At 66.6% G+C, this 24,150-nt stretch carries 25 protein-coding genes and 1 pseudogene; 18 read left to right on the plus strand and 8 right to left on the minus strand.

The features are described from left to right. Positions 1-11 precede the first annotated feature (11 nt). Positions 12-698 (minus strand): phosphatase PAP2 family protein, encoded by a 687-nt coding sequence (locus DWG18_RS03565; RefSeq protein ID WP_115645474.1) that lies wholly within the window; start codon positions 696-698, stop codon positions 12-14. 61 nt (positions 699-759) lie between these two features. Between DWG18_RS03565 and DWG18_RS03570 the strand changes: the two genes are divergently transcribed. The 3 genes from DWG18_RS03570 to DWG18_RS03580 are packed head-to-tail and all read left to right on the plus strand — an operon-like array spanning position 760 to position 3,681. After that, positions 760-1,806: a 3-oxoacyl-[acyl-carrier-protein] synthase III C-terminal domain-containing protein gene (locus DWG18_RS03570; RefSeq protein ID WP_162823686.1), complete on the plus strand. Its 1,047-nt coding sequence runs from the start codon at positions 760-762 to the stop codon at positions 1,804-1,806. Position 1,807: 1 nt separating this feature from the next. Next, entirely contained in the window at positions 1,808-2,821 is a 1,014-nt protein-coding gene (locus DWG18_RS03575) for an NAD-dependent epimerase/dehydratase family protein (protein ID WP_115645478.1), read from the plus strand. Then, positions 2,818-3,681 (plus strand): MBL fold metallo-hydrolase, encoded by an 864-nt coding sequence (locus DWG18_RS03580; protein WP_162823687.1) that lies wholly within the window; start codon positions 2,818-2,820, stop codon positions 3,679-3,681. The genes DWG18_RS03575 and DWG18_RS03580 overlap by 4 nt, the downstream gene beginning before the upstream one ends. Positions 3,682-3,690: 9 nt before the next feature. Here the strand turns inward: DWG18_RS03580 and miaB are convergent, their stop codons facing one another. Continuing rightward, entirely contained in the window at positions 3,691-5,091 is a 1,401-nt protein-coding gene (gene miaB / locus DWG18_RS03585) for a tRNA (N6-isopentenyl adenosine(37)-C2)-methylthiotransferase MiaB (RefSeq protein WP_115645482.1), read from the minus strand. A 146-nt stretch (positions 5,092-5,237) separates the two neighbouring features. On the opposite strand from miaB, the gene DWG18_RS03590 reads away from it, so the two are divergent. The 6 genes and pseudogenes from DWG18_RS03590 (at position 5,238) to DWG18_RS03615 (ending at position 10,446) form a co-directional block, all read left to right on the plus strand. Then, positions 5,238-6,149: a lytic transglycosylase domain-containing protein gene (locus tag DWG18_RS03590; protein WP_115645484.1), complete on the plus strand. Its 912-nt coding sequence runs from the start codon at positions 5,238-5,240 to the stop codon at positions 6,147-6,149. Positions 6,150-6,368: 219 nt separating this feature from the next. Then, complete coding sequence (petA, locus tag DWG18_RS03595; protein WP_115645486.1) at positions 6,369-7,001, plus strand: ubiquinol-cytochrome c reductase iron-sulfur subunit; 633 nt, start codon at positions 6,369-6,371, stop codon at positions 6,999-7,001. Position 7,002: 1 nt separating this feature from the next. Next, the gene (locus DWG18_RS03600) at positions 7,003-8,292 is read left to right on the plus strand and encodes a cytochrome b N-terminal domain-containing protein (RefSeq protein ID WP_115645488.1); all 1,290 of its coding nucleotides are present in this window, start codon (positions 7,003-7,005) and stop codon (positions 8,290-8,292) included. A gap of 130 nt (positions 8,293-8,422) precedes the next feature. After that, positions 8,423-9,079: pseudogene (locus DWG18_RS03605) on the plus strand (cytochrome c1); the annotation flags it as partial. 120 nt (positions 9,080-9,199) lie between these two features. Further along, positions 9,200-9,835 (plus strand): glutathione S-transferase N-terminal domain-containing protein, encoded by a 636-nt coding sequence (locus DWG18_RS03610; protein ID WP_115645492.1) that lies wholly within the window; start codon positions 9,200-9,202, stop codon positions 9,833-9,835. 113 nt (positions 9,836-9,948) lie between these two features. Next, on the plus strand, positions 9,949-10,446 hold the full coding sequence (locus DWG18_RS03615) for a ClpXP protease specificity-enhancing factor (protein ID WP_115645494.1): 498 nt from the start codon (positions 9,949-9,951) through the stop codon (positions 10,444-10,446). 6 nt (positions 10,447-10,452) lie between these two features. On the opposite strand, the gene DWG18_RS03620 is transcribed toward DWG18_RS03615, so the two are convergent. Beyond that, positions 10,453-10,794 (minus strand): DUF3301 domain-containing protein, encoded by a 342-nt coding sequence (locus tag DWG18_RS03620; RefSeq protein ID WP_115645496.1) that lies wholly within the window; start codon positions 10,792-10,794, stop codon positions 10,453-10,455. Between the two features lie 66 nt (positions 10,795-10,860). Here DWG18_RS03620 and DWG18_RS03625 point away from each other — a divergent pair, with 66 nt between their 5' ends. Further along, entirely contained in the window at positions 10,861-11,625 is a 765-nt protein-coding gene (locus DWG18_RS03625; protein WP_115645498.1) for an FHA domain-containing protein, read from the plus strand. Between the two features lie 16 nt (positions 11,626-11,641). On the opposite strand, the gene nadC is transcribed toward DWG18_RS03625, so the two are convergent. Both nadC and DWG18_RS03635 read right to left on the minus strand, forming a co-directional pair. Next, entirely contained in the window at positions 11,642-12,493 is an 852-nt protein-coding gene (nadC, locus tag DWG18_RS03630) for a carboxylating nicotinate-nucleotide diphosphorylase (protein WP_115645500.1), read from the minus strand. Then, positions 12,490-12,756: a Trm112 family protein gene (locus DWG18_RS03635; protein ID WP_115645502.1), complete on the minus strand. Its 267-nt coding sequence runs from the start codon at positions 12,754-12,756 to the stop codon at positions 12,490-12,492. Before DWG18_RS03635 ends, nadC begins: the two co-directional genes overlap by 4 nt. Before the next feature lie 55 nt (positions 12,757-12,811). Between DWG18_RS03635 and purE the strand changes: the two genes are divergently transcribed. After that, positions 12,812-13,318 (plus strand): 5-(carboxyamino)imidazole ribonucleotide mutase, encoded by a 507-nt coding sequence (gene purE / locus DWG18_RS03640; RefSeq protein WP_115645504.1) that lies wholly within the window; start codon positions 12,812-12,814, stop codon positions 13,316-13,318. Continuing rightward, on the plus strand, positions 13,315-14,460 hold the full coding sequence (locus tag DWG18_RS03645) for a 5-(carboxyamino)imidazole ribonucleotide synthase (RefSeq protein WP_115645506.1): 1,146 nt from the start codon (positions 13,315-13,317) through the stop codon (positions 14,458-14,460). The genes purE and DWG18_RS03645 overlap by 4 nt, the downstream gene beginning before the upstream one ends. A 6-nt stretch (positions 14,461-14,466) precedes the next feature. Here DWG18_RS03645 and DWG18_RS03650 read toward each other — a convergent pair whose 3' ends face one another. Together DWG18_RS03650 and DWG18_RS03655 are read right to left on the minus strand one after the other, a co-directional pair. Beyond that, positions 14,467-14,976: a hypothetical protein gene (locus DWG18_RS03650; RefSeq protein WP_115645508.1), complete on the minus strand. Its 510-nt coding sequence runs from the start codon at positions 14,974-14,976 to the stop codon at positions 14,467-14,469. Positions 14,977-15,077: 101 nt separating this feature from the next. Next, positions 15,078-15,656, minus strand: coding sequence for a Fe-Mn family superoxide dismutase (locus DWG18_RS03655; protein ID WP_115645510.1), 579 nt, complete (start codon positions 15,654-15,656; stop codon positions 15,078-15,080). Positions 15,657-15,750: 94 nt separating this feature from the next. Between DWG18_RS03655 and grxD the strand changes: the two genes are divergently transcribed. The 5 genes from grxD to ppnN all read left to right on the plus strand — a co-directional run bounded on the left by grxD (position 15,751) and on the right by ppnN (position 22,401). Further along, positions 15,751-16,071, plus strand: coding sequence for a Grx4 family monothiol glutaredoxin (gene grxD / locus DWG18_RS03660; RefSeq protein ID WP_115645512.1), 321 nt, complete (start codon positions 15,751-15,753; stop codon positions 16,069-16,071). Continuing rightward, positions 16,068-16,823 carry an SDR family NAD(P)-dependent oxidoreductase gene (locus DWG18_RS03665; RefSeq protein ID WP_115645514.1) on the plus strand — a complete coding sequence of 252 codons (756 nt, stop codon included), beginning with the start codon at positions 16,068-16,070 and terminating at the stop codon, positions 16,821-16,823. Before grxD ends, DWG18_RS03665 begins: the two co-directional genes overlap by 4 nt. Further along, complete coding sequence (locus DWG18_RS03670) at positions 16,820-17,404, plus strand: YhgN family NAAT transporter (RefSeq protein ID WP_115645516.1); 585 nt, start codon at positions 16,820-16,822, stop codon at positions 17,402-17,404. Before DWG18_RS03665 ends, DWG18_RS03670 begins: the two co-directional genes overlap by 4 nt. 151 nt (positions 17,405-17,555) lie before the next feature. Continuing rightward, on the plus strand, positions 17,556-20,894 hold the full coding sequence (locus DWG18_RS03675; RefSeq protein ID WP_115645518.1) for a TonB-dependent receptor: 3,339 nt from the start codon (positions 17,556-17,558) through the stop codon (positions 20,892-20,894). A 112-nt stretch (positions 20,895-21,006) separates the two neighbouring features. Next, positions 21,007-22,401, plus strand: coding sequence for a nucleotide 5'-monophosphate nucleosidase PpnN (ppnN, locus tag DWG18_RS03680; RefSeq protein WP_115645519.1), 1,395 nt, complete (start codon positions 21,007-21,009; stop codon positions 22,399-22,401). A gap of 4 nt (positions 22,402-22,405) precedes the next feature. Here ppnN and DWG18_RS03685 read toward each other — a convergent pair whose 3' ends face one another. Further along, positions 22,406-23,431: a histidine kinase gene (locus DWG18_RS03685; protein WP_115645521.1), complete on the minus strand. Its 1,026-nt coding sequence runs from the start codon at positions 23,429-23,431 to the stop codon at positions 22,406-22,408. 197 nt (positions 23,432-23,628) lie between these two features. Here DWG18_RS03685 and DWG18_RS03690 point away from each other — a divergent pair, with 197 nt between their 5' ends. Beyond that, complete coding sequence (locus DWG18_RS03690) at positions 23,629-24,150, plus strand: GspH/FimT family pseudopilin (RefSeq protein ID WP_162823688.1); 522 nt, start codon at positions 23,629-23,631, stop codon at positions 24,148-24,150.

Here is a 24,150-nt window from a genome sequence, read left to right on the forward strand (position 1 = left end):
CCACCGCCCGGTCAGCCCGGGCGGCTGTCCAGTACGGCGCGATCGACGTCGGGTTGCGGCGCCGTCGCTGCTTCGCGCCGCAGAAGCGGATGCCGCGTCAGCACGAGGCCGAGCAGTGCCGTCGCCGCGCCGCCGACGACGTCCAGCGTCACGTGCTGGCCGGTCGTGATGACGGACGGCATCAGAAGCGCGATCGCGAACCACGCGGCAAACGCGAAGCGCCGGTGCTGCGTTGCGAAGCCCGCCGCAATCACCAACGGCAGCGTGACGTGTCCCGATGGAAAGCAGTTGCCGGGGGCGTCGACCGCGAGCAGTACGTGCCACGCGGTGGACGTCAGCGGATCGAGCGCATCGGGCAGCGGCGCGCGCGGAAGCCGCGTCGGAATCCCCAGCCACAACACGATGTTCAAGGTCAGCGCGACGACGTAGGCGCGCATCGTCGTCGCGAAGATGCGGCGGTCGCTGATCGTCAGCGCGAGTGCGGGTGCAAGCAGCAGAAGCATCCAGTACGGCCAGATCGTCCACGCATGCACACCCAATGCGAGGTCCAGCGCCGACGGCGTCACGACGGTCGCGTCCGGCGGTTGCCGATCGTTGATGGCGAGGTAGATCGCCGCATTCAGCACGACGGCCACCGCGACGATGCCGGCGCGGAATCTGAACAGGAGGGGCGGCGACGGAGCGGCGAATGTGCGCATCGGTCCAGTCTGCCAGCAAGCGCGGCAGGCATACTCGGCCCGTCATCGACCGACCTCGACCATGAACCAGCTGGTGCACGACCCCGCCGTTTCCGGACTCGCGCGTCCGGTGGTCGATCTCGATTGGTGCGTCCGTATCGCCGGCACCGGGCGTTACCTGCCGCGGCGCGTGGTCGACAGCGCGGAGATCGAAGCGCGTGTCGGGCTGCCGGCCGGGTGGGCGCGCACGTACAACGGTGTCGCGAGCCGGCACTGGGCGCAGCCCGACGAAACCGCGAGCTGGATGGGCGCACAGGCCGCATTGCAGGCGTGCGCCGCAGCCGGCATCACCCCGGAGTCGGTCGACCTGATCCTCGGCGCGTCGGGCTCGGTCGAGCGGGCGATCCCCGACGGCGGCCCGCTGCTGCAGCACGCGCTCGGGCTCGGACGATCCGGCATTCCGAGCTTCTCGGTGCACGCCACGTGCCTGAGTTTCATCGCCGCGTTCGAACTGGCAGCAGAACGCATCCACAGCGGACGTATCCGGCGTGCCCTGATCGTCAGCAGCGAGATCGCGTCGGTCGCGCTCGACTTCACCGCGCCCGAAGCCTGCACGCTCTTCGGCGACGGTGCGGCCGCGTGCGTGCTCGAACGCAGCGATGACGACGACACCGGACGCGTGCATCGCATCGAATGGATCACGCACGGCGCGGATCACGAACTCACGACGGTGCGCGGCTGCGGCACGTTCCGCCATCCGAACGCACCCGATGCCGATCCGCTCGACGCGCTGTTCCGCATGCAGGGCCGCGCGACGTTGCGACGCGCGTCGCGCCTGGCGCCGGAACTGCTCGATCGCCTCGCGCTCCATCACGCCGCACGCCGCGCGTTGCGCTGGGTCGCACCCCACCAGACCAGTCGCGCGGGAATGGATGTCGTGGCGGCGATGGAATTCGGCGATGACGCGGTAATCGACATCCTCGCCCAGACAGGCAACTGCATCGCCGCGTCGATTCCGATGGCGCTTGCGCACGGCATCGCCGAGGGACGTATCCAACGTGGCGAACGCGGGTTGCTGATCGGCACGGGTGCGGGCCTGTCCGCAGCCGGCATCGTGATGACGTACTGACGTGACGGCATCGCAGCGAATCGTCGTCACCGGTGCCACGGGATTTCTCGGCGGCGCGGTCGCCCGCCGCCTTCATGCGACGCGCCCGGACGTGCAGGTGCGCGCCGTGGGTCGCGACGCCGCGCGCGGCGCGGCGCTGACGGGCGAGGGTATCGAATTCGTCCGCACAGACCTGTGCGACGCCGCCGCCGTCCGGCATGCAGTCGATGGCGCCGATGCGGTCATTCACGCGGCAGCGCTTTCGAGCCCATGGGGAGCGCGGCCCGCGTTCGTCGCCGCGAACATCGATGCGACAGAAAACATCGCACGTGCGTGCGCCCACGCCGGTGTGTCGCGGCTGGTCCACATCTCGACACCCGGCATCTACCACGATGGCCGCCCGCATCTCGGCATCCGCGAAGACGACGCCTTACCGGCGCGCGCGGTGAACGACTACGCCGATACCAAACGCATCGCCGAGCGACGCGTGCTTGAACTGACGGACGGGACGTCGGTTTCGACGCTGATCCTGCGCCCGCGCGCCATCTTCGGTCCGGGCGACAGCTCGCTGCTGCCGCGCATCGCCGAAGCGCTGCGCCGCCGACGGCTGCCGCGCATCGGGGACGGGCGCTGCACCGTCGATCTCACCTACATCGACAACGCGGTCGACGCCGTGCTCAACGCGCTCGAAGCACCCGTGATGCTGCACGGCCGTGCCTACAACATCAGCAACGGCGAGCCGGCCCGCATCTGGGACGTGATCGATCGACTCGCAGCGGCACTGGGCGAACCAGCGCCGCGGCGTCACGTATCGGCATCGCTGCTCGGCGCCGTCGCCAGTGCGCTCGAACGCGTGCATCGCATCGCGATGCCGCAGCGGGAGCCGGCATTGCTGCGCTACGGCGTCGAACTGCTCAGCGTCGACATGACGCTCGATATCTCTCGCGCCCGGTCGGAGCTCGGGTACCAGCCGCGCGTGGCGCTGGACGACGCGCTGTCACGCACGTTCGCTGCGTTGGTGGAGCAGGGCACGTGACCCGCGTGTGGCTCGGCGTCTCCGGCCACAGTCACGTGGATCCGGTGCTGGCCTCGCTGCCCGAACGCGACGGTGGTCGTGTCGCGTTTCCCGCGGGTTGGGCGCTGATCGAACATCCGGCCCAGGGCCCCATCCTGTTCGACTGCGGTTACGGCGAACCCGCGCGTACCGCGATGCGCCGCGGTCTGCGACGCGTGTATCGCGGCGTGCTGGGCGTCTGCTGCCCGCCTGAGGGCGATGCCGTGACCTTGCTCCGTCAACGCGGCATTGCGCCGGAGGACGTGCGCTGGATCGTCATCAGTCACTTCCATCCCGACCACGTCGGTGGCCTGCGCGCATTCCCGTCCGCGCGTTTCGTCGCGCATGCCGATGCGTGGCGCACGATGCAGCGCGGCCCGCTCGCTCGCCTGCACGCGCAGGTCTGGCGCGAGCTGTTGCCGGACGATTTCGAGTCGCGTTTACAGGTGGTCGGCAGCGGTGACTTCGCGCCGCTCGGGCGCGATCTGGCATCGCTGGGGCGTGGGCACGATCTTTTCGGCGACGGCCACATCGTCCTGGTCGACCTGCCCGGTCATGCGCGTGGGCAGATCGGGCTGGCTGCGCGCCACGACGACGCACGCGTGCTGCTCGTTGCCGACGCCTTCTGGCAGCACGCGCAGCTCGATAGCCGCGGCCCGCTGTCGTGGCTGGCCCGGCAACTGGCGATGGATGCGTCCGACGATTACGCGGCCACGCTGTCGCGCCTGCGCCGGTTCCGCGACGAACAACCCGACGCCTGGATCATCGCGTCCCACTGCGCGCGCACGCTGGCACGCTGGGTCGAGCGGTATCCGGACGCGCTCATGCGCGCGCCGGCATAGCCGCTTCGTTTACGCCGGAACCGCCTCGTCCTGCGTCACCACGCGGCCGCGAAGCGAATTCGACAGCGCCTCGGTGATCACGACGTCGACGAACTGACCGACCAGGCGCTTCGGCGCCGCAAAGTTCACCGAACGCATGTTCTCGGTCTTGCCCGTCAATTCGTTCGGATCCTTGCGCGACGGCCCTTCGACGAGGATGCGCTGCACGCTGCCGACCATCGACTGCGAGATGCGCGCCGCGTTCGCGTTGATCGTCGCCTGCAAACGCGACAGGCGCGCATGCTTGGTCTCACTCGATACATCGTCCTCGAGATTCGATGCCGGTGTGCCCGGACGACGCGAGTAGATGAAGGAGAACGACTGGTCGAAGCCGACGTCCTCGATCAGCTTCATCGTCTTCTCGAAATCCGCATCGGTCTCCCCGGGAAAGCCGACGATGAAGTCCGACGAGATCGAGATGTCGGGCCGCACCGCACGCAGCTTGCGGATCTTCTGCTTGAATTCGAGCGCGGTGTAGCCACGCTTCATCGCGGCGAGGATGCGGTCGGAACCCGACTGCACAGGCAGGTGCAGGTAGTTCGCGAGCTGCGGCACGTCGCGATAGGCCTCGACCAGCGAGTCGGAGAACTCGAGAGGGTGGGACGTGGTGAAACGGATGCGGTCGACGCCGTCGATCTGGGCGATCGTGCGGATCAGGAGGCCGAGGTCGGCGATCTCGCCTTCACCCATCGGTCCGCGATACGCGTTGACGTTCTGGCCCAGCAGGTTGATCTCGCGAACGCCCTGTGCGGCCAGCTGCGCGACTTCGACCAGCACATCCTCGAACGGACGGCTGACTTCCTCGCCGCGCGTGTAGGGCACTACGCAGAACGAGCAGTACTTCGAGCAGCCTTCCATGATCGAGACGAACGCGCTCGGCCCGTCCGCGCGCGGCTCGGGCAGGCGGTCGAACTTCTCGATCTCCGGAAAGGAAATGTCGACCTGCGGCTTGCCCGACTCGCGGCGGGCCTCGATCAGCTCCGGCAGGCGGTGCAGCGTCTGGGGGCCGAACACCAGATCGACGAATGGGGCGCGCTTCACGATCGCCTCGCCCTCCTGGCTCGCCACGCAGCCACCGACGCCGATCAGGACCGGCTTGCCGCCCTGCTTGAGCGAGCGCCAGCGGCCGAGCTGGCTGAAGACCTTTTCCTGGGCCTTCTCGCGGATCGAGCAGGTGTTGACCAGGATGACGTCGGCTTCGGCCGGGTCATGGGTGATTTCCAGACCCTCGGCGACGGCGAGAACGTCGGCCATCTTCGCCGAGTCGTACTCGTTCATCTGGCAACCGTGGGTTTCGATGAAGAGCTTGCCGCGTGGGGTGGCGGCAGGGGACGTCGTCGGGTCGGCGACGGGGAGCGCGAGATCGGTCATTGGAATCCGGGAAGGGCGGCGATTAATCCGGGCCGGCCGGTGCAGTTTACCGCGGTGCAACAGGCCGGGTGACCGCGTCCGCAGATCAACAATTCCTGTCCGATCAACGGCTTGTGAAAATTCCGGGAACACGGAATGATGGCCCCATGAAGACGCCCGTCGCACTTCTGCTGGTTGCCGGTCTGTTCGGCGCCGCAGCTCCGGCCATGGCCGGCACCGTGTACCGCTGTGATGTCGGCGGGGTCCGCAGCTACTCCAGCAAGCGGCTGTCCGGCGCGAACTGCGAGGTCGTGAGCCGGTATACGGCGAAGAAGGCGCCGCGTTACGTCGCGCCGAAGATGCCGGCGCAGGGCGCGGTGACGCCGGTCAATCTCGTTGCCGGTTCACCGGCCACGGGATCGCTCCCCGCCGTGTCGACCGCTGCCGTCGAGATCGCTCCGGCGGCCAGCGCACCGGTATCGTCCGCGCCGCCGACCCGCCTCGTGCAGGGCCAGATCTATTCGTACATGCAGGACGGCGTGCGGCACTACTCGAGCCGCCGCCCGGTCGGCGTGGCGAGCGCCGGTGCGGTGCGCACGATCAAGTACAGCTTCATGGAGACCTGCTACGCCTGCGGCGCGCAGCCGGGCGTCAATTTCTCCACGATCCGCTTGAAGACGGACGCCTACCGCAACGAGATCGCCGCGGCCGCCGCGCAGTACGGCGTCGAGGAGTCGGTGGTCCGCGCGATCATCCATGCGGAGTCGGCCTACAACCCGAACGCGCTGTCGCGCGTCGGCGCGCAGGGTCTGATGCAGCTGATGCCGGCCACTGCGCGCCGTTTCGGAGTCGGCAACGCGTTCGACCCGGCACAGAACATCCGCGGCGGCGTGCAGTACCTGGCGTTCCTGCTGAAGCGCTTCAACGGCGACATCCGCCTGATGGCCGCGGGCTACAACGCGGGCGAGGGCGCGGTCGACAAGTACGGCGGCGTGCCGCCCTACAGCGAGACCCAGCGTTACGTGCAACGCGTGGCGCTGCTTGCGGACCGTTACCGGAGTTCGCCGGTCCTGCGCTGACGCGCTTGCCCGGTGGGAATCACGAAAGGCCAGCCCTCATCCGGCTGGCCTTTTCGCGTTCCGGGCGGCGCGGAATGCGAAATCCGTCCGGCATCCTCGCCGGAACGCCGTTAGCCGATTGTCGGCCCGTTCACCGTTCCGTTACACTTCCGCGTCTTTATCAGCCGTCCCGTGTTGCCTGCGGGGCGGCCCATGTCGAATCAGTTTTCGGAGTGCCGGATGGCCAACGAAGGGGTCAACGAGCCCACCCACGAGCCGGTCAACCTCGGCCGCCGTCGGTTCCTTACCGCGACGACCGCAGTCGTCGGCGCGGTCGGTGCCGGCTTCGCCGCGGTGCCGTTCATCAAGTCGTGGAACCCGAGCGCGCGCGCGAAGCTCGCCGGTGCGCCGGTTACGGCGGACATCAGCGGCCTGCCGATGGGCCAGCGCATGATCATCGAGTGGCGCGGCCAGCCGATCTGGATCGTCCGTCGCTCGCAGGACATCCTCAAGGCGCTGCCGACGCTCGACAACCGCCTGCGCGATCCGAAGTCGGAAGACGTCGACCAGCAGCCGAAGTACGTGCTGAAGGGTGACGTCCACTACCGCTCGATCAAGCCGGAGATTTCCGTGCTCGTCGGCCTGTGCACCCACCTGGGCTGCTCGCCGGAAATGAAGGCGGAAATCCGCCCCGAGCCGTTCGACCCGGAATGGAAGGGCGGCTACTTCTGCCCCTGCCACAAGTCGCGTTTCGACATGTCCGGCCGCGTGTTCCAGGGCGTTCCCGCGCCGAAGAACCTCGCCGTGCCGCCGCACTACTTCGAGAACGACAACAGCATCGTGATCGGCGTCGATCCGAAGGGAGCCGCCTGACATGGCCACCAATAACGATACGAAGCAGGCGCCGAACGATCCGGCGACCGGCCTGATCGCCGGCGTCGTGAACTGGTTCCACGACCGTGCCCCCGGCGCGGGCGAGGCGTACAAGAAGCACATGACGGAGTACTTCGCTCCGAAGAACTTCAACGTCTGGTACTACTTCGGTTCGCTCGCGCTGCTGGTGCTGGTCAACCAGATCGTCACCGGCATCTTCCTGACGATGCACTTCAAGACCGACGCCGCGCAGGCGTTCGCGTCGGTGGAGTACATCATGCGCGACGTCGAGTGGGGCTGGCTGATCCGGTACATGCACAGCACCGGCGCCTCGCTCTTCTTCATCGTCGTCTACCTGCACATGTGGCGCGGCCTGATGTACGGCTCGTACAAGAAGCCGCGTGAGCTCGTGTGGATCCTCGGCATGGTGATCTACCTCGTGCTGATGGCCGAGGCGTTCATGGGCTACGTGCTGCCGTGGGGCCAGATGTCGTTCTGGGGCGCGAAGGTCATCATTTCGCTGTTCGGCGCGATCCCGGTCATCGGCAACGGCCTGACCGAATGGATCATGGGCGACTACCTGCCGTCCGACGCCACGCTCAACCGCTTCTTCGCGCTGCACGTCATCGCGCTGCCGCTGGTGCTTCTGCTGCTCGTCGTGCTGCACCTCGGTGCGCTGCACGAAGTGGGCTCGAACAATCCGGACGGCGTCGACGTCAAGTACGGCCCGAAGGGCAATCGCTGGTCGGCCACCGCGCCGAAGGACACGATCCCGTTCCACCCGTACTACACGGTCAAGGACATGGTCGGCGTCGGCTTCTTCCTGATGCTGGCGGCCTTCATCATCTTCTTCGAGCCCACCGTCGGTGGTCTGTTCCTCGAGCACGACAACTTCACCGAGGCCAACCGCCTGGTGACGCCGTCGCACATCAAGCCGACGTGGTACTTCACGCCGTACTACGCGATGCTCCGCGTGGTGCCGAACAAGCTGCTCGGCGTCATGACGATGTTCGGCGCGATCATGCTGCTGTTCTTCGTGCCGTGGCTGGACAAGGCCAAGGTCAAGTCGATGCGCTACCGCGGTGCGCTCGCCAAGACCATGTTCCTCCTCCTGGCGTTCGCCTTCCTGTGGCTCGGCAAGATCGGTTCGGGCCCCGGCACGGACGTCAACGAGACCTACATCGGTCGCGTGCTGACGTTCTTCTACTTCATGTTCTTCATCACGATGCCGATCTGGACCCGCATCGACAAGACGAAGCCGGTGCCCGAGCGGGTGACGATGCATGACTAATCCGTCCGTTCGTCCCTCCACCTCCTTCCAGCCTGTCGGATCCAAGAAGATGCGAGTTCTGCGATCGCTTGCGACGCTCATGCTCGGCCTCGCGGCGTCGATGCCGCTGTTCGCCGAAGAGGAGGGCAACCTCCAGCAGGCCGGCACCGACATCACCGACCGCGCCTCCCTGCAGCGCGGCGCCCAGTTGTTCATGAACAACTGCTCGGGCTGCCATTCGCTGCAGTACCTGCGTTATTCGCGCATGGCCGAAGACCTCGGCCTGACCGAGGACGAGGTGCAGAACAACCTCAACTTCACGGGCGCCAAGGTCGGCGAGACGATCGGCGTCGCGATGCCGGCCGAGTCGAAGGACTGGTTCGGCAAGCAGCCGCCGGATCTTTCGCTGATCGCCCGCGTGCGCGGTCCGGACTGGATCTACACGTACCTCAAGTCCTTCTATCTGGACGAGTCGCGCCCGGTCGGCTGGAACAACACCGTTTTCCCGAACGTGTCGATGCCGAATCCGCTGTGGCAGCTGCAGGGTCTGCAGCATGCCGAGTTCGGCAAACCCGACGCGACGGGCGAGCGCCCGGTGCTGGGCCTGAAGGTCACCGAGCCCGGTACGCTCGATGCCCAGGGCTTCGACCGTGCGGCGCGCGACATCACTACATTTCTCGAGTACGCCGGCGAACCCGCGGCCATCAAGCGTCAATCGATGGGCGTGTGGGTGGTACTGTTCCTGGCGCTGTTGACGTTCCTCGCCTGGTTGTTGAAGAAGGAATATTGGCGCGACGTCGAGCATTGATCGCGGCTGCGGTGTCGGGGATAGGACACCGCATCGCCGTGACTCGGGACCGTTGGCGACCGCCCGCACGGGGTGGGCGGCGCCCTGCGGCCGGCGGTTTCCGGTCGATCGAGGTCGACGATGGCGGCGAGTCCACGCATGCGTAATACCCTGACCCTGTTTTCTTCCACCGATTGCGTCCTGTGTCATCGCGTGCGCCTTGTGCTCGCGGCCAAGGGCGTGACGTACGACCTCATTCCGGTCGACCCGCAGAATCCGCCGGAAGATCTGGTGGATCTCAATCCGTACCAGTCGGTGCCGACCCTGGTCGAGCGAGATCTGGTGCTGTACGCGGCGAGCGTCGTCAGCGAATACCTCGACGAGCGTTACCCGCATCCGCCGCTGATGCCGGTCGACCCGCTGTCGCGCGCACGCCTGCGCCTGGCGATGCTGCGCCTCGAGCACGACTGGGTGCCGCAGGTGCAGGCGATCCAACTGGGCAACAAGGCGCAGCAGGAAGCCGGTCGCAAGCGCCTCAAGGAACTGCTGACCGCAGCGGTGCCGTTGTTCAAGGCCAGCAAGTTCTTCCTCAATCCCGAGATGAGCCTCGCCGACTGCGCGATGGCACCCATCATCTGGCGCTTGCCGGCGCTCGGCGTGCCGCTGCCCAAGGACGGCAAGGTGATCGAGGACTATGGCAACCGCATCTTCCGGAATCCGGGTTTCACACGCAGCCTGACCGAGCAGGAGCGCAAGTTGCGCGACCTGCCGATGTAATTCGGGTTGCGGCGATATCGATTCGGGCCCGCCTTACGGCGGGCTTTTTCGTTGGCAAACGTCCTGTCGCGTGTCACGCGCGCCTGCGACAGTCCCTCGCTTAAACTGCGCGCATGAGTGACGAATTCGAGATGACCAGCCACCGTCCGTACCTGCTGCGGGCGCTGTATGAGTGGATCGCCGACAACGGCCTGACCCCGCATCTGCTGGTCGACGCGACGCGTCCCGGTGTGCAGGTGCCCAAGCACGCGATCAACGACGGCCGCATCGTGCTCAACGTTGCCCAGCGCGCTGTCGCGGGCCTGGAAATGACGAACGAGATCATTCGCTTCAGCGCGCGCTTCGGCGGCGTCAGTCATGCCGTTTCCGTGCCGGTGGGCGCGGTGCTCGCCATCTATGCACGCGAGAACGGGCAGGGCATGGCGCTTCCGCCGGATTCCGAGGAAGCCGGCGCCACCGCGGCGTTGCCGGCGGGCGCGCTTGGTGAAAACGGGCCGACACTCGAGCTCGTTTCCGATACGGGTGACGAAACACCGGACGACACGGGTGATGACGGCGACCACGAGCCGCCGACGCCTCCGCGTCGGGGCCACCTGCGCGTCGTCAAGTAAGGCGATTCAGTCGAGGGGCACGCGCGGCGGAAATGGCACAGGTTCCGGCGTCGGCGGCCCGACGAAGCTGACCAGGCGATCGCCGCGCAGCACGAGGCGCCCCTGGTGGCGATCGGCGCCGTTGAGCGAGTAGTCGAACCGGAACGTGCGTTCCCATCCGAGCTTCCCACTCTCAAGGCGGCGCGGTCGCAGGCCGATGACGTGGACGGAATCGTCGAGCCATTGCACGCGCGCGGCGCGGCAGGCGTCGCGACCCAGGTCGCGTGCACGTTCGGCCGCAGCGCGTCCGGCGTTCCAGAACGCCACCGCAACGGCCGTGAAGACCATCATCACGATCAGTGTTGGCATTTTGTTACTGTGGCGACCGCAGCGGATCTCGGCAAGAGCCGCCAAGGATCGAGGGGGCGATCACCGATGAAACTCGTATTCCCGGGTGGCGAACACCCGCAGGTCATCCTGCAACCGGGCGTCAACAGCGTCGGGTCCGCACCGGACGCCAACATCGTGCTGGACCGGCCCGGCGTACAGCCGAAGCATTGCCAGCTGCACGTCACCGCGAATGGCGTAATGCTTGACGTGCCGACCGACGCATCGGTCGCGGTGAACGGTTCGCCGGTGCGTGGCCTGATCGCACTGCGCGACGGCGACCGCGTTGCGTTCGATCGTTTCGAAGCGCGCCTGACGGGCATGGAGAACGTCGCGGCCGCGCGTCCCGGCGCAAACGCGCCGCCCGCCAACGACGACCTCTTCGCGACGACGGTTCGCGCCGCGCTGCCGAGGTTCGTGCTGCGCGGCATGTCGGGTCATCTGTTCGGCCGCAGCTTCGCACTTGCCGCGACCAATACCGTCGGCCGTGCGCCGGAGTCGACGCTCCGCTTCGACGAAAACGGCATCTCGCGCGCGCATGCGCGCCTCGTCGCGACCGACACCAGCGTCCAGATCGAGGATCTGGGCTCGACCAACGGCACCTTCCTCAACGGCAAGCGCATTCTCAGCGGTGAGGCCAGGATCGGCGACGAGATCGGCTTCGACACGCTGCGCTTCCGCGTGCTGTCGACGGTGCCGTCCGAGAATGAATCACACGAGGCGGTCGAGTCCTCGCGCATGGATCCGCGCCTGCTGTGGGGCGTCGCGATCGGCATGGCGTTGCTCGCCGCGGCGATCGTCGTCGCGCTCTAAATCCCCGACGAGTCGCTCAGCCCGGCTTGCGACCGAGCTTGAGCGATAGGTCGATCGCGCGGACGTGCTTGGTCAGTCCGCCGATCGAGATGCAGTCCACGCCGTCCTCGGCGATCGCGCGCAGGCTCGCGAGATCCACGCCGCCCGACACTTCCAACGGAATCCGCCCGTTCGCGATGCGCGCGGCTTCGCGGCGCGTGTCCGCATCGAAATCATCGATGAGGATGCGTTCGCAGCCGGTCTCGAGCGCTTCGCGCAGCTGATCGAGCGTTTCGACTTCGACGATCACCGGCAGCGAAGGCGAGCGTTCGCGCGCGTTGCGCACCGCGCCCGCGATCGAACCGGCGGCGCGGATGTGGTTTTCCTTGAGCATCACCGCATCGAATAGGCCCATGCGGTGATTGCTGCCGCCACCGACCCGCACCGCGTATTTCTGCGCCTGGCGCAGGCCCGGAATCGTCTTGCGGGTGTCGAGGATCTTCGCCCGTGTGCCGGCGACCGCCGCGACGTGGTCGGCCGTGACCGTCGCGGTCGCCGACAGCGTCTGCATAAAGTTCAGCGATGCGCGCTCGGCGGTGACAAGCGCGCGCGCGCGGCCTTGCAATGTCGCCAGGAGCGTGCCGGCACGCACGCGGTCCCCCTCGGCGACATGCCAGGCGATCGCGACGTCCGGATTGAGGGCGCGATGGCAGGCGTCGAACCACGGCCGGCCACAGACGACGGCGACTTCCTTGCACAGCAGGTAGGCGGTGTCGTCGATGTCGGGCAGAAGGGCCGCGGTGGCGTCGCCCGTACCAATGTCTTCCTCGAGCGCGCGACGGACGTCGGCCTCCACCGCGGCGAGCGGCGGGTCGAACGGAAGGCTCATGCCGCGGTGATGCCGCAGGTCGTCAGGTCCAGCGCTTCTTCGGCCAGCAGGACCGGGATGCCGTCGTCGATGCGGTAGGCGAGGCGACCGTCGGCGGTCACCAGCGCGGCGTCGACCGCGGCCGACTGCGGGCTGCCGTCGCCGCGCTTGACGGCGCCGCCGGCGATGGCCGCGTTGAGATCGTGCAGCACGCGGGCGTCGGCCGGACGCAGCGGCTGTCGGGTGGTCGGGCAGGCCAGCAGGTCGAGCAGCTTGCGGTCCATGGCAGGGAATCGCGGGTGGGCCGTTTAGAATACGTCTTTGACCGGAAGGGAACGTATGGCTGCCGTGCAATCGCCCGCCGCCGTGGTCGGCATCGTGATGGGGTCGCGCTCGGACTGGGAGACCATGCAGCACGCGGCTGCGAAGCTCGAGGAGCTGGGCGTGCCACACGAGGTGCGCGTGGTATCCGCGCATCGCACGCCGGACGTTTTGTTCGATTACGCCGCGACGGCGCGCGATCGCGGCCTGCGCGCGATCATCGCCGGCGCCGGCGGTGCGGCGCACCTGCCGGGCATGCTCGCGTCCAAGACGCCGGTGCCCGTACTTGGCGTGCCGGTGCAGTCGAAGGCGCTCAACGGCATGGATTCGCTGCTGTCGATCGTGCAGATGCCGGCCGGCGTTCCGGTGGCAACGTTCGCGATCGGCAATGCGGGTGCCTCGAACGCGGCGCTGTTCGCTGCCTCGATGCTGGCCGCCGAGATGCCGGAGATCGGCGCGAGGCTCGACGCGTTCCGCGCGAAGCAGACCGCCGACGTCATGCAGAACGACGATCCGCGCCGATGACGACCGTCGGCATCCTCGGCGGTGGCCAGCTCGCGCGCATGCTCGCGTTGGCCGGTGCACCGCTTGGCCTGCGTTTCCTCATCATGGACAACGTCGCCGACGCCTGCGCGGGTCAGTTCGCGCCGATGGTGGTGGGCGACTATCGCGACGACGCTGCCCTTGCCGAATTCGCGTCGCAGGTGAATGTCGCGACGTTCGATTTCGAGAATGTGCCGGCCGAATCCGCGCAGTGGCTGACCGAACGCGTCGACGTCTTTCCTAACCCGCGCGCACTGGCGACCGCGCAGGATCGACTGGCCGAGAAGACGCTGTTCCGGGACCTGGGTATTCCGGTGCCGCCGTTCGCCGCCATCGACACGCTCGACGATCTGCGCGCCGCGATCGCGACGATCGGTACGCCGTGCATCCTCAAGACCCGCCGGCTCGGCTACGACGGCAAGGGCCAGTTCCGCCTGCGTAGCGCTGACGACATCGATGCGGCTTGGGCCGCGCTCGGCGCGCAGGCACCGAAGGTCGGGCTGATCCTCGAAGGTTTCGTGCACTTCGAGCGCGAACTGTCCGTCGTCGCGGTGCGCGGCCGTGACGGCGAGTTCCGCGCGTGGCCGCTGACCGAGAACTGGCACGTCGACGGCGTGCTGTCGGCGAGTCTCGCGCCCGCAACCGCCGACGACGCGACGCATGCGCTCGCATTCGGCCACGCGAAGCGGCTCGCCGAAGCGCTCGACTACGTAGGCGTGTTCGCGCTCGAGCTGTTTTCGCAGGGCGGCGTACTGCTCGCCAATGAGCTCGCCCCGCGTGTGCACAACTCGGGGCACTGGACCATCGAAGGCAGCGAGACGTCGCAGTTCCAGAACCATCTGCGCGCCGTGCTGGGTCTGCCGCTCGGCGACACGCGCATGGTCGGCCACGCCTGCATGCTCAACTGGATCGGCGAGATGCCGGATGCGACGCCGGTGCTCCAGGAGTCGGGCGGGCATTGGCACGATTACGGCAAGGAATCGCGCGCGGGTCGCAAGGTCGGGCACGCGACGCTGCGCGCTGACGATGCGGAATCGCTCGCGTCGGCTCTGAAGCGCGTGGGCGAGCGATTGGGGCGCGACGCACAGGTCGCGCCGGTGATCGAGCGGCTTGCGAGCCGCTGATCGGAATCAGGGCGTGACGACCGCGCCCGGCGCGGCGGTCATCCGCTTCATGCGCTGCATGAGGCCGAGGCCCTGCACGACGTAGAACGTCAACACGGTGGCGGCGATCGCGAGCGTCAAGGGACTGGACGTCTGCGGTGTGGTGAAACCGCCCGACACGAAACGCCACGCCATGCGGCCGACCAGCAGGCCGGTCAGCGCCGCGCCGATCCACGGATTCGGCGTATAACCGGGCTGTCCGCCCGTGGTGTCGAAGCGCATCAGTCGCAAGGCGAGCAGGCCGAGCCCGATACCCAGCGCGGCACCGACGCCGATGCCCCAGTTCTCCGTCGGCCGGACGACGGCGAGCAACGCGAGCGGCACCAGGAACAACGACAGGATCACCACACGGGCGATCGTGCGTTTCGGGCGCCACGGCTGGCGACCGAAGTGGCTGCGGATGCGTCGATAGATGCTGAAGCCGACAGTGGCGGCGATGAGGTACGGCACGTACCCCGGCATGGCGGTCGCGGTCATTCGGAAAGATCTCCCCTGGTGCCGCCAAGCCTAGCGCGGGGCGCTGGAAACGCGAACGGCCGGGTTTGCCCGGCCGTTCGTCGAACCCGTCGCGCGACGGATCACTTCATGTTCGACGCCACGAAGTCCCAGTTGACGAGGTTCCAGAACGCCTCGACGAACTTCGGACGCAGGTTGCGGTAGTCGATGTAGTACGCGTGTTCCCACACGTCGCAGGTCAGCAGCGGCGTGTCTTCGCCGGTGATCGGCGTGTTCGCGTTCGAGGTGCTCACAAGTGCAAGCGAACCATCCGGACGCTGCACCAGCCAGCCCCAGCCCGAACCGAACGTGGTGACGCAGGTCTTCGCGAACTCTTCCTTGAACGTGGCGAAGTCGCCGAACGCCAGGTTGATCGCGTCGGCCAGCTTGCCGGTCGGCTCGCCGCCGCCGTTGGGCTTCATGCAGTTCCAGAAGAAGGTGTGGTTCCACACCTGCGCGACGTTGTTGAACAGGCCGCCCTGCGCCTTGCGGATGATGTCCACGAGCGGCATATCGGCGAACTCGGTGCCCTCGATCATCTTGTTGGCGTTGTCGACGTACGCCTTGTGATGCTTGCCGTAGTGGTAGTCCAGCGTCTCCGCCGACATGTGTGGCTCGAGCGCGGCGCGGTCGTAGGGCAGGGGAGGCAGTTCGATGGCCATGCGGCAACTCCTTGTGGGGGCGTACAATTTCCCATTCTATCCCCACGATGCCGTTGCGATCCGTCGCAGCGGTGCAATGCACAGGAACCAGCCCATGACCATCATGGAGCGCATCGAGGCGGAGATCGACCGCCATCCCGTCGTCCTCTTCATGAAGGGCACGCCGCAATTCCCGATGTGCGGTTTTTCCAGCCGCACGGTGCAGGCGCTGCGTCAGGCGGGCGCGACCGAGCTGCACACGATCAACGTCCTCGAAGACCCGGAGGTGCGCGCCAACCTGCCGCGCCTGTCGAACTGGCCGACATTCCCGCAGCTCTTCATCCACGGTGAGCTGATCGGCGGCTGCGACATCACGCTCGAGCTGCTGGAGTCGGGCGAACTGGCGCGTATCGTCAGCGAGACGCAGGCTTCGTGAGCGAGTCGGTGTCCCGCTCGCTTGATGGCCGCGTGGTCCTCGTCACCGGCGCACACGGCGGCTTCGGCAGCGCCGTTGCCGTCGCCTGCGCGGAAGCAGGGGCGACGGTCGTGCTGCTCGGCCACAAGGTGCCGCGGCTCAATCGCGTGTATGACCGGATTGCTGCAGTCGGCGCAGAGCCGGCGATCTATCCGCTCGACCTCGAAGGCGCATCGCCCGACGACTACGCTGAGTTGGCCGAGCGGCTGGAATCGGGCTTCGGTGGCCTGCACGGCATCGTCCACTGCGCGGCCGAGTTCCGTGGCCTGACGCCCGTCGTCCACGCCGACCCCGCCGACTTCGCGCGTTCGATCCACGTCGGATTGACCGCGCCATGGTGGCTGACCCAGGCCATGCTGCCGCTACTCGCCAAGGCGGACGATGCGGCCGTGGTCTTCACGCTGGACTCCCCGGAGCGCGTCGGCGCCGCGTACTGGGGCGGTTACGGGGTCTCGCAGTTCGGGCTGCGGGGCGCGGTGCAGATTCTCCATGCGGAACTTGCCAATAGCCGCGTTCGCGTCGCCGGACTGATGCCGGGCCCGATGCGCACGACGCTGCGCGCGAGGGCCTGGGTCGAGGAGACGGACCGACAGGCCGTGGACCCGTCGGTCTACGCACCGGCAGCGGTCGAGCTGCTGTCCGGAGCGGGCCGCTCGCGTCGCGGGACGATCTGGTCGCCGACGCCCGCCGAACTGACCGCGTCGCCGGCATGACCGTCGCCTCCGCAGCGCTGCTGCTGTTCCTGATCCTCGATCCGCTGGGGAATATCCCGGTCTTCCTGAGCCTGCTGCGGGCATTGCCGCCGCGGCGTCAGCGCATCGTGCTGGTGCGTGAGCTCGTGATCGCGCTGGGCGTGCTGTTCGCCTTCCTCTGGGGGGGCAAGTACGCCCTGGAACTGATGCACCTGCGGCAGGAGTCGGTGTCGATCGCGGGCGGCATCGTGCTGTTCCTGATCGGCATCCGCATGATCTTCCCACCGCCGGAAGGGCTGATGGGCGAGATCCCGGATGGCGAGCCCTTCATCGTTCCCATGGCGATCCCGCTGATCGCGGGCCCCTCGGGCATGGCGGCCGTGATGCTGATGGGCAGCAACGAGCCCGGGCGCTTGAACGACTGGAGCCTCGCCCTGCTGATCGCCTGGGCGGCGACCGCGACCATCCTGTTCTTCGCCACCGTGCTCTACCGCTTCCTGGGCAAGCGGGTGCTGATCGCGATCGAGCGGCTGATGGGCATGCTGCTGGTCGCGATTTCGGTCCAGATGTTCCTTGACGGACTGTCCGCCTACCTCCGCTGAAGGCTTCAGCCGTCCGTCGGGAGCTGTGATTTGCGTTTCGTCACGCGCCTGTCACGAAAGGCTCCTAGCGTGTTAACCTCATCTTAACCACAGCCGGGACGGGGAGTTTCGGCTGTGCCATTCCGTCTGACCGTGTCCATCGAGGCCTCGTATGACCCATCCCAGCCGCCTGCGGCTGTCCAAGCTGACGCTTGGCCTGTTCACCGCCCTTGCCGCCGCTTCTGCTTTCGCCCAGAGCACCTCCTCGGGTGTCGGCGGTACCGTCACCGATGCCGCGGGTCAGCCGATTGCAGGCGCCGACGTCACGATCACGCACGTCGAGTCGGGCACCGTCAGCCACGCGACCACGGACGCGAGCGGCCACTACAACGCGCGCGGTCTGCGCGTCGGTGGTCCGTACACCATCACGGTGAGCACGCCGGCCGGTAACGGTCATCAGGAAGGCGTCTACCTCGGCCTCGATCAGGTTGCCGACGTCGACATGCACCTCGCCAAGACCGACGTGGAGCTGGGCTCCGTCGTCGTCAAGGGCAAGGCCACGGCCGCCTACTTCGGCGCCGACATGAAGGGCATCAGCACCAACCTGTCGCGTCGCGACCTCGACCGCATGCCGGCCCCGGACCGTTCGATCCAGAACGTCGTGCGTGCCGATCCCCGCATCGTCGTCACCGACCGCGACCGCGGCGCGTTCTCGGCCGCCGGCCAGAACTTCCGCTACAACAGCATCACGATCGACACCATCCAGGCGGGCGACCCGTTCGGCCTGAACGACAACGGCCTGCCGACCAAGGGCACGCCGATCTCGCAGGACGCGATCGAGAGCTACAACATCTCGACGGCCAACTTCGACGTGGCGACGCGTCGTGGCGTCGGCGCGTGGGTCAATGCCGTCACCAAGAGCGGCACGAACGACTTCCACGGCTCGGTCTATTACGTCTACCAGAACGCCGACAACATGATTGGTGAGAACCAGTCGGGCGCGAAGTGGACGGGCTTCACGAAGGACACGACCATCGGCGCCACCCTCGGCGGCCCGATCGTCAAGGACACGCTGTTCTTCTTCGCCAGCTACGAAGAGAGCAAGAAGACGAGCCCGGGCGCGCCGTACGGCCCGTCGGACTCGAATGCCACACTGAAGGTGCCGGGCATTACGCAGGCGCAGGTCGACCAGGTCATCGCCGCGGCCAAGGCCAACGGCATGACGCCGGGTGATCTCAGCGCCTCGAACGTCGACACCGACAGCAAGCGCGCGCTCGTCAAGTTCGACTGGAACATCAACGAGCAGCACCGCGCCAGCCTCCGCCTGAGCCAGACGAAGGAAGTCGAGCCGATCATCGTCAACGCGACGACGACGGGTGCGAGCCCGATCCTCCCGCTGTCGAGCAACTGGTACGTCCTCGACAAGAAGGCGACGAGCTACGCGCTCAGCCTGTATGACGACTGGACCAGCAACTTCTCGACCGAAGCGTCGATCGGCTACAACGAGTTCACCCAGGACCGCGATCCGCTGATCGGTGGCCATCAGCCCGAAGTGACGGTCCGCCTTGGCGGCGCCGACACCGGTCCGGCCGTGCGCATCGGCACCGAGTTCTCGACGCAGGCGAACCGCCTCGCGGTCAAGACCTGGAACGCCTACTTCGCCGGTACGTGGTACGCCGGTGACCACACGGTCAAGGGCGGCTTCGACTTCCAGCAGGACGACTTCTACAACCTGTTCCTGCAGGGCTACAACGGCTCGTACGCGTTCAACTCGATCGCGGACTTCCAGAGCGGTACGTACCGTCGTTACCAGCTGAGCCAGCCGGCACCGGGTTATGACCTGGGCAACGTCGCCGCCGAGTTCAAGATGAAGCAGTACGGTCTGTTCCTGCAGGACACCTGGCAGGCGACCGACAAGCTCTCCGTCCAGTACGGCCTGCGCTACGACGTTCCGTACATCAACCCGGATCCGACGTTCAACCCGTGCTTCGCGGCGCCGCCGAACACGCTCGGTAACCAAGGCAACCCGGCCGTTTGCGGTCTGCGTGCGAATCCGCGCGCAGGCGTGGGCGGTGCGCAGGGTGGCTTCGGCTATTCGAATCAGGGCACCATCGACGGCAACGCCGTCTTCCAGCCGCGCGCGTCGTTCAACTTCCAGATCGACGACAACACGCAGCTGCGTGGTGGCGCGGGTGTGTTCGTGTCGAACACGCCGGCGGTGTGGGTCGCGAATCCGTATTCGAACAATGGCGTCGCCGTCGCCAGCTATGACGTGAATCGTCGTCGCCTGCCGACCGATCCGGCGTTCAGTGCCGATCCGAACAACCAGCAGATCCCGGGCGGCGTTCGCACGCTGCCGGGCAACGGCACGTCGCAGATGAACCTGTCGGTCGTCGATCCGGATTTCCAGATCCCGACGGTCGCCAAGTACACGATCGGCATGGACCACACGTTCCCGTGGTTCGGTGGCACGGTCGGTAGCGCCGAATTCCAGCGCATCGATACGATCAAGGGCATCCTGTACCAGAACATCAACCTGGGTACGCCGACCGGCGTGCTCCCGGATGGTCGCCTGAGTTACGCCCTGAACCCGAACGGTACGCCGGGCGGTGCGAACACCAACCGTGTGAATGCCAATCCGTCGTTCGGCCAGCAGATGATCCTGCTGACCAACACGGACAAGGGCTTCTCCAACAGCCTGACGTTCTCGCTGCGCAAGCCGATGGCGAACGACTGGTCGGCGTCGATCGCCTACACGTATACGCAGGCGAAGGACGTCAACCCGGGCGCGTCGAGCGTCGCCAACAGCAGCTTCCAGAACCGCGACTGGATCAACCCGAACGACGACTACCTCGCGACCTCGAACTACGAGATCCCGAACCGCGTCCTCGCGCAGGTGACCTGGCAGCACCGCTTCTTCGGCGCGTACAACACCAGCTTCTCGGCGCTGTATGACGGCCACAACGGTGCCCCGTACTCGTGGATCTTCGGCAACGACGTCAACGGCGACTCGTACTTCCGCGATCTGGCGTACATCCCGACCGGCGCGAACGACATCGTCTGGGCGCCGGCGACGGCCAATGCGCCGAACTCGGCCGCGCTGATCCAGTCGTTCTACGACTACATCGCTGCGCATCCGGAACTGGCCCGCTTCCAGGGTCAGATCTTCGATCGCAACGAAGCGCGCGCGCCGTGGGTCAACCAGCTCGACCTGTCGTTCTCGCAGGAAATCCCGGGCTTCATGAAGGGTCACAAGGGCGAAGTCCGCCTCGACGTCTTCAACTTCCTCAACATGCTCAACAACAAGTGGGGCGTCGAATACCGCGCTGCCTTCCCGCTTGAGCGCGTGCTGGCGGACGAGCAGGGTGTGCAGAACGGCAAGTATGTCTACGACATCTCGAAGTACCGCAACGCACAGGGTCTGTACTCGCCGCAGGCCCTCGCGCCGAACGAGAGCATCTCCCCGTCGCAGCGCTGGTCGGTCCTGCTGACCCTGCGTTACAAGTTCTAAGCGACACCCGAAGTAGTGAAGACGGCCGGGCTCGCCCCGGCCGTTTTCTTTTGCGGCAGCGCCTGCGCTAGAGTCCGCGGACACAAAACAGACGAAAGCAGCAAGCGGAAAAATGAGCGCCGTGACCGAAACACCTTCCAGCATCATCCTTCCGACCGTCGACGCGCGGATCTACCCGCGCAACGGTCTCGACATCCTTTCCCGCACCGAAGTTGCGCGCCTGCGCGATGCCTCAAGTGGCGGCATGCACGAGCTTCTGCGTCGCTGCGCCCTGGCGGTGCTCACCAGCGGCAGCACGAGTGACGATCCGCGCGCGGCGCGCGAGCTTTATCCCGATTTCGACATCCAGGTGCAGCAGCAGGACCGCGGCGTCCGCATCGACCTGATCAAGGCGCCCGCGATGGCCTTCGTCGAAGGCGAGCTGATCCAGGGTGTCGCCGAACTGCTCGCTGCCGTCGTGCGCGATCTCGCGTACACGGCGATCGAGCTTGGCCCCGATAGCAACCGCGACCTCGAAAGTACCGACGGCATCACCGACTCGGTGTTCGGCCTGCTGCGCAACGCGCGCGTGCTGACGCCGGGGGATCCGAACCTCGTCGTGTGCTGGGGCGGGCACTCGATCAACCGCGACGAATACCTCTACACGAAGCAGGTCGGCTACGAGCTGGGCCTGCGTGGCATCGACATCTGCACCGGCTGTGGCCCGGGTGCGATGAAGGGCCCGATGAAGGGCGCGACGATCGCGCACGCCAAGCAGCGTCGCCGTCGCATGCGCTACATCGGCATCACCGAGCCCGGCATCATCGCGGCCGAGTCACCGAACCCGATCGTCAACCACCTCGTGATCATGCCGGACATCGAGAAGCGCCTCGAGGCGTTCGTCCGCATGGCGCACGGCATCATCGTGTTCCCGGGCGGCGTCGGCACCGCCGAGGAGATTCTGTACATCCTCGGCATTCTGCTGCGCGAAGAGAATCAGGGGTTGCCGTTCCCGCTGATCCTCACCGGCCCCACCGCGTCCGCGCCGTATTTCGAGCAGATCGACCAGTTCCTCCGACTCACGCTCGGTGAAGCGGCGACGTCGCGTTACGAGATCATCGTCGGCGATCCGGCGGAGGTGGCGAAGCGCATGGCGAAGGGCATGCGTCGCGTGCGCGAACACCGCATCGCGCATCGTGATTCGTTCTTCTTCAACTGGTCGGTCGACATCCCGCTCGCGTTCCAGCAGCCGTTCGTCCCGACCCACGAAGCGATGGCGACGCTCGACCTGCATCACGGCCGCAAGCCGCATGAGCTCGCTGCGGACCTGCGCCGCGCGTTCTCCGGCATCGTCGCGGGCAACGTGAAGGAGGATGGTATTCGCCGCGTGGAAGAGAATGGTCCGTTCGAGATCCACGGTGACGCCGACATCATGCTGGCGCTGGACGCGCTACTGCGCGCCTTCGTGCAGCAGCACCGCATGAAGATCGCGGGTGACTATCGCCCGTGCTATCGCGTGGTGACCTGAAGGCTCACGCCGATGTGGTGACGCTGCTCCTGTCGAGGGGTAGCGTCATCCGAGCCACGTAGCGGCCACGTTCTGTCAGCGACTCGACGTGCCCGCGCCCGTCCGTGAGCGCGTGCACACGCTCGCGCGACGAGGCGAGGCCGATCGCGTGACCTTGGTCGTCGCTGGGACTGTCGGGCAGGTCGTTCGCAAGGACGACCTCGACCCGGTCCGGCAAAGCGCGAACATGGATATCGATGGCGCCGCCGTTTCGCAGACGCTCGATGCCATGTCGTATGGCGTTCTCCGCCAGCGGCTGCAGTGAGAGTGACGGTACTCTGGCGTCCGGAATTGTCTCGGGTAGATGCCAGTGCACTTGCAGGCGTTCGCCGAAGCGAAGCGATTCGATCTCCAGATAGCGACGCGTGAGATCGAGTTCCTGGCCGAGCGGAACGAGTTCCGGATCCCGAAGCGCGGCACGAAAGAGGTCCGCCAAGTCGAGCAATAGTCGTTCCGCCTCGTCCGGTCGGGCGTGCACCAACGCCGCCCCAGTGTTGAGCGTATTGAATAGAAAATGCGGCTGAATACGTGCCTGGAGCGCTTCCAATTCGAGCTGCTTGGCGCGCACCGCCAGCTTTTGCGCCCGCCAGTAGTTCTGGTATGTCATGAGACCGAATACGCCGACGATCAGAGCGATTGCGAGCATTCGCAGAACGAACGACATCTTCTCCGCGTGATCACCCGACGTATCGAGCGTGTAGGCCGCAAGCGAGACCAGTAAGCTCATGGCGAGCAGTACAGCGAGCGATGTCCACGCGACCGCGGTCGATGACGATCGCGACAGCGGACGTCGCAGCAGGTAGATCGCGCACAACGTGCCGAGCGACGTCCATTGGATCGCGAGTGACGCCAGCCCGAACTGGATCAGGCGCCATGTCGTCACTTGGGCGGGAGCAAGCGTAAGGATCAGGGCCAGCGCCTCGCCGGCAAGAACCACTGCGATGAGTGCCGCAGGCCGGAAGAGAGCGTCGAGGGGGCGATGGTCAGGCATGGTGCAGAGTGTGACCGCGTTCGCTGAAGGAACAACAGGGGGGCGTCGCTCGCCCGAAAGCGGAACCGTATACGCCCGGAGATGGGCCGCCTATCGGGAGCAAATGGCCTGATCGGCAGGTGTGGCTTACGGTACGTATGTCGATTCTGGGGGAAAACATGCCGACTAGCCGCTACCGACCTGCCGCCCGCGCTGCCGTGCGAGGCTTCAGCCTCGTCGAGCTCGTCGTGACGGTTGTTGTTCTGGGCGTCCTGGCGGCCATCGCCGTGCCGCGCTTCGCCAATCTCATTGCGCGAAGCCGATTGAGCGGGTCGGCGAACGAGATGGTGGCGTTGCTTCAGACCGCGCGCGCCGAAGCCGTCAGTGGGCGCGCCAGCGCGACGGTCTGCCCGAGCGCGAATGGAACCGCATGTAGTGCGACGATCGGCAATCGATGGATCGCGGTGATGACGAAGAACAGCGTAACCACTGTATTGCGCGACAGCACCATGAATTCCGCCATCACCATCAAACCCAGCGCCAATCTGCTAGCTGGCGCGAACAAGTTTACGTTCACGCCGAACGGCTTCTCGGCGGCGGGTGCTAACGCTAGCGGCACCGTCCGTTTCTGCGCGCCTAACCTTCCGGGCGAAAACGCGATCGACATCGGGGCGATCGTCGGCCGTATAAGCACGCGCCGCCTCACCTCAACGGCCTGCGACGTGCCCGCGGAGTACTGA

The sequence above is a fragment of the Lysobacter sp. TY2-98 genome, assembly GCF_003367355.1.
GTDB lineage: Bacteria > Pseudomonadota > Gammaproteobacteria > Xanthomonadales > Xanthomonadaceae > Cognatilysobacter.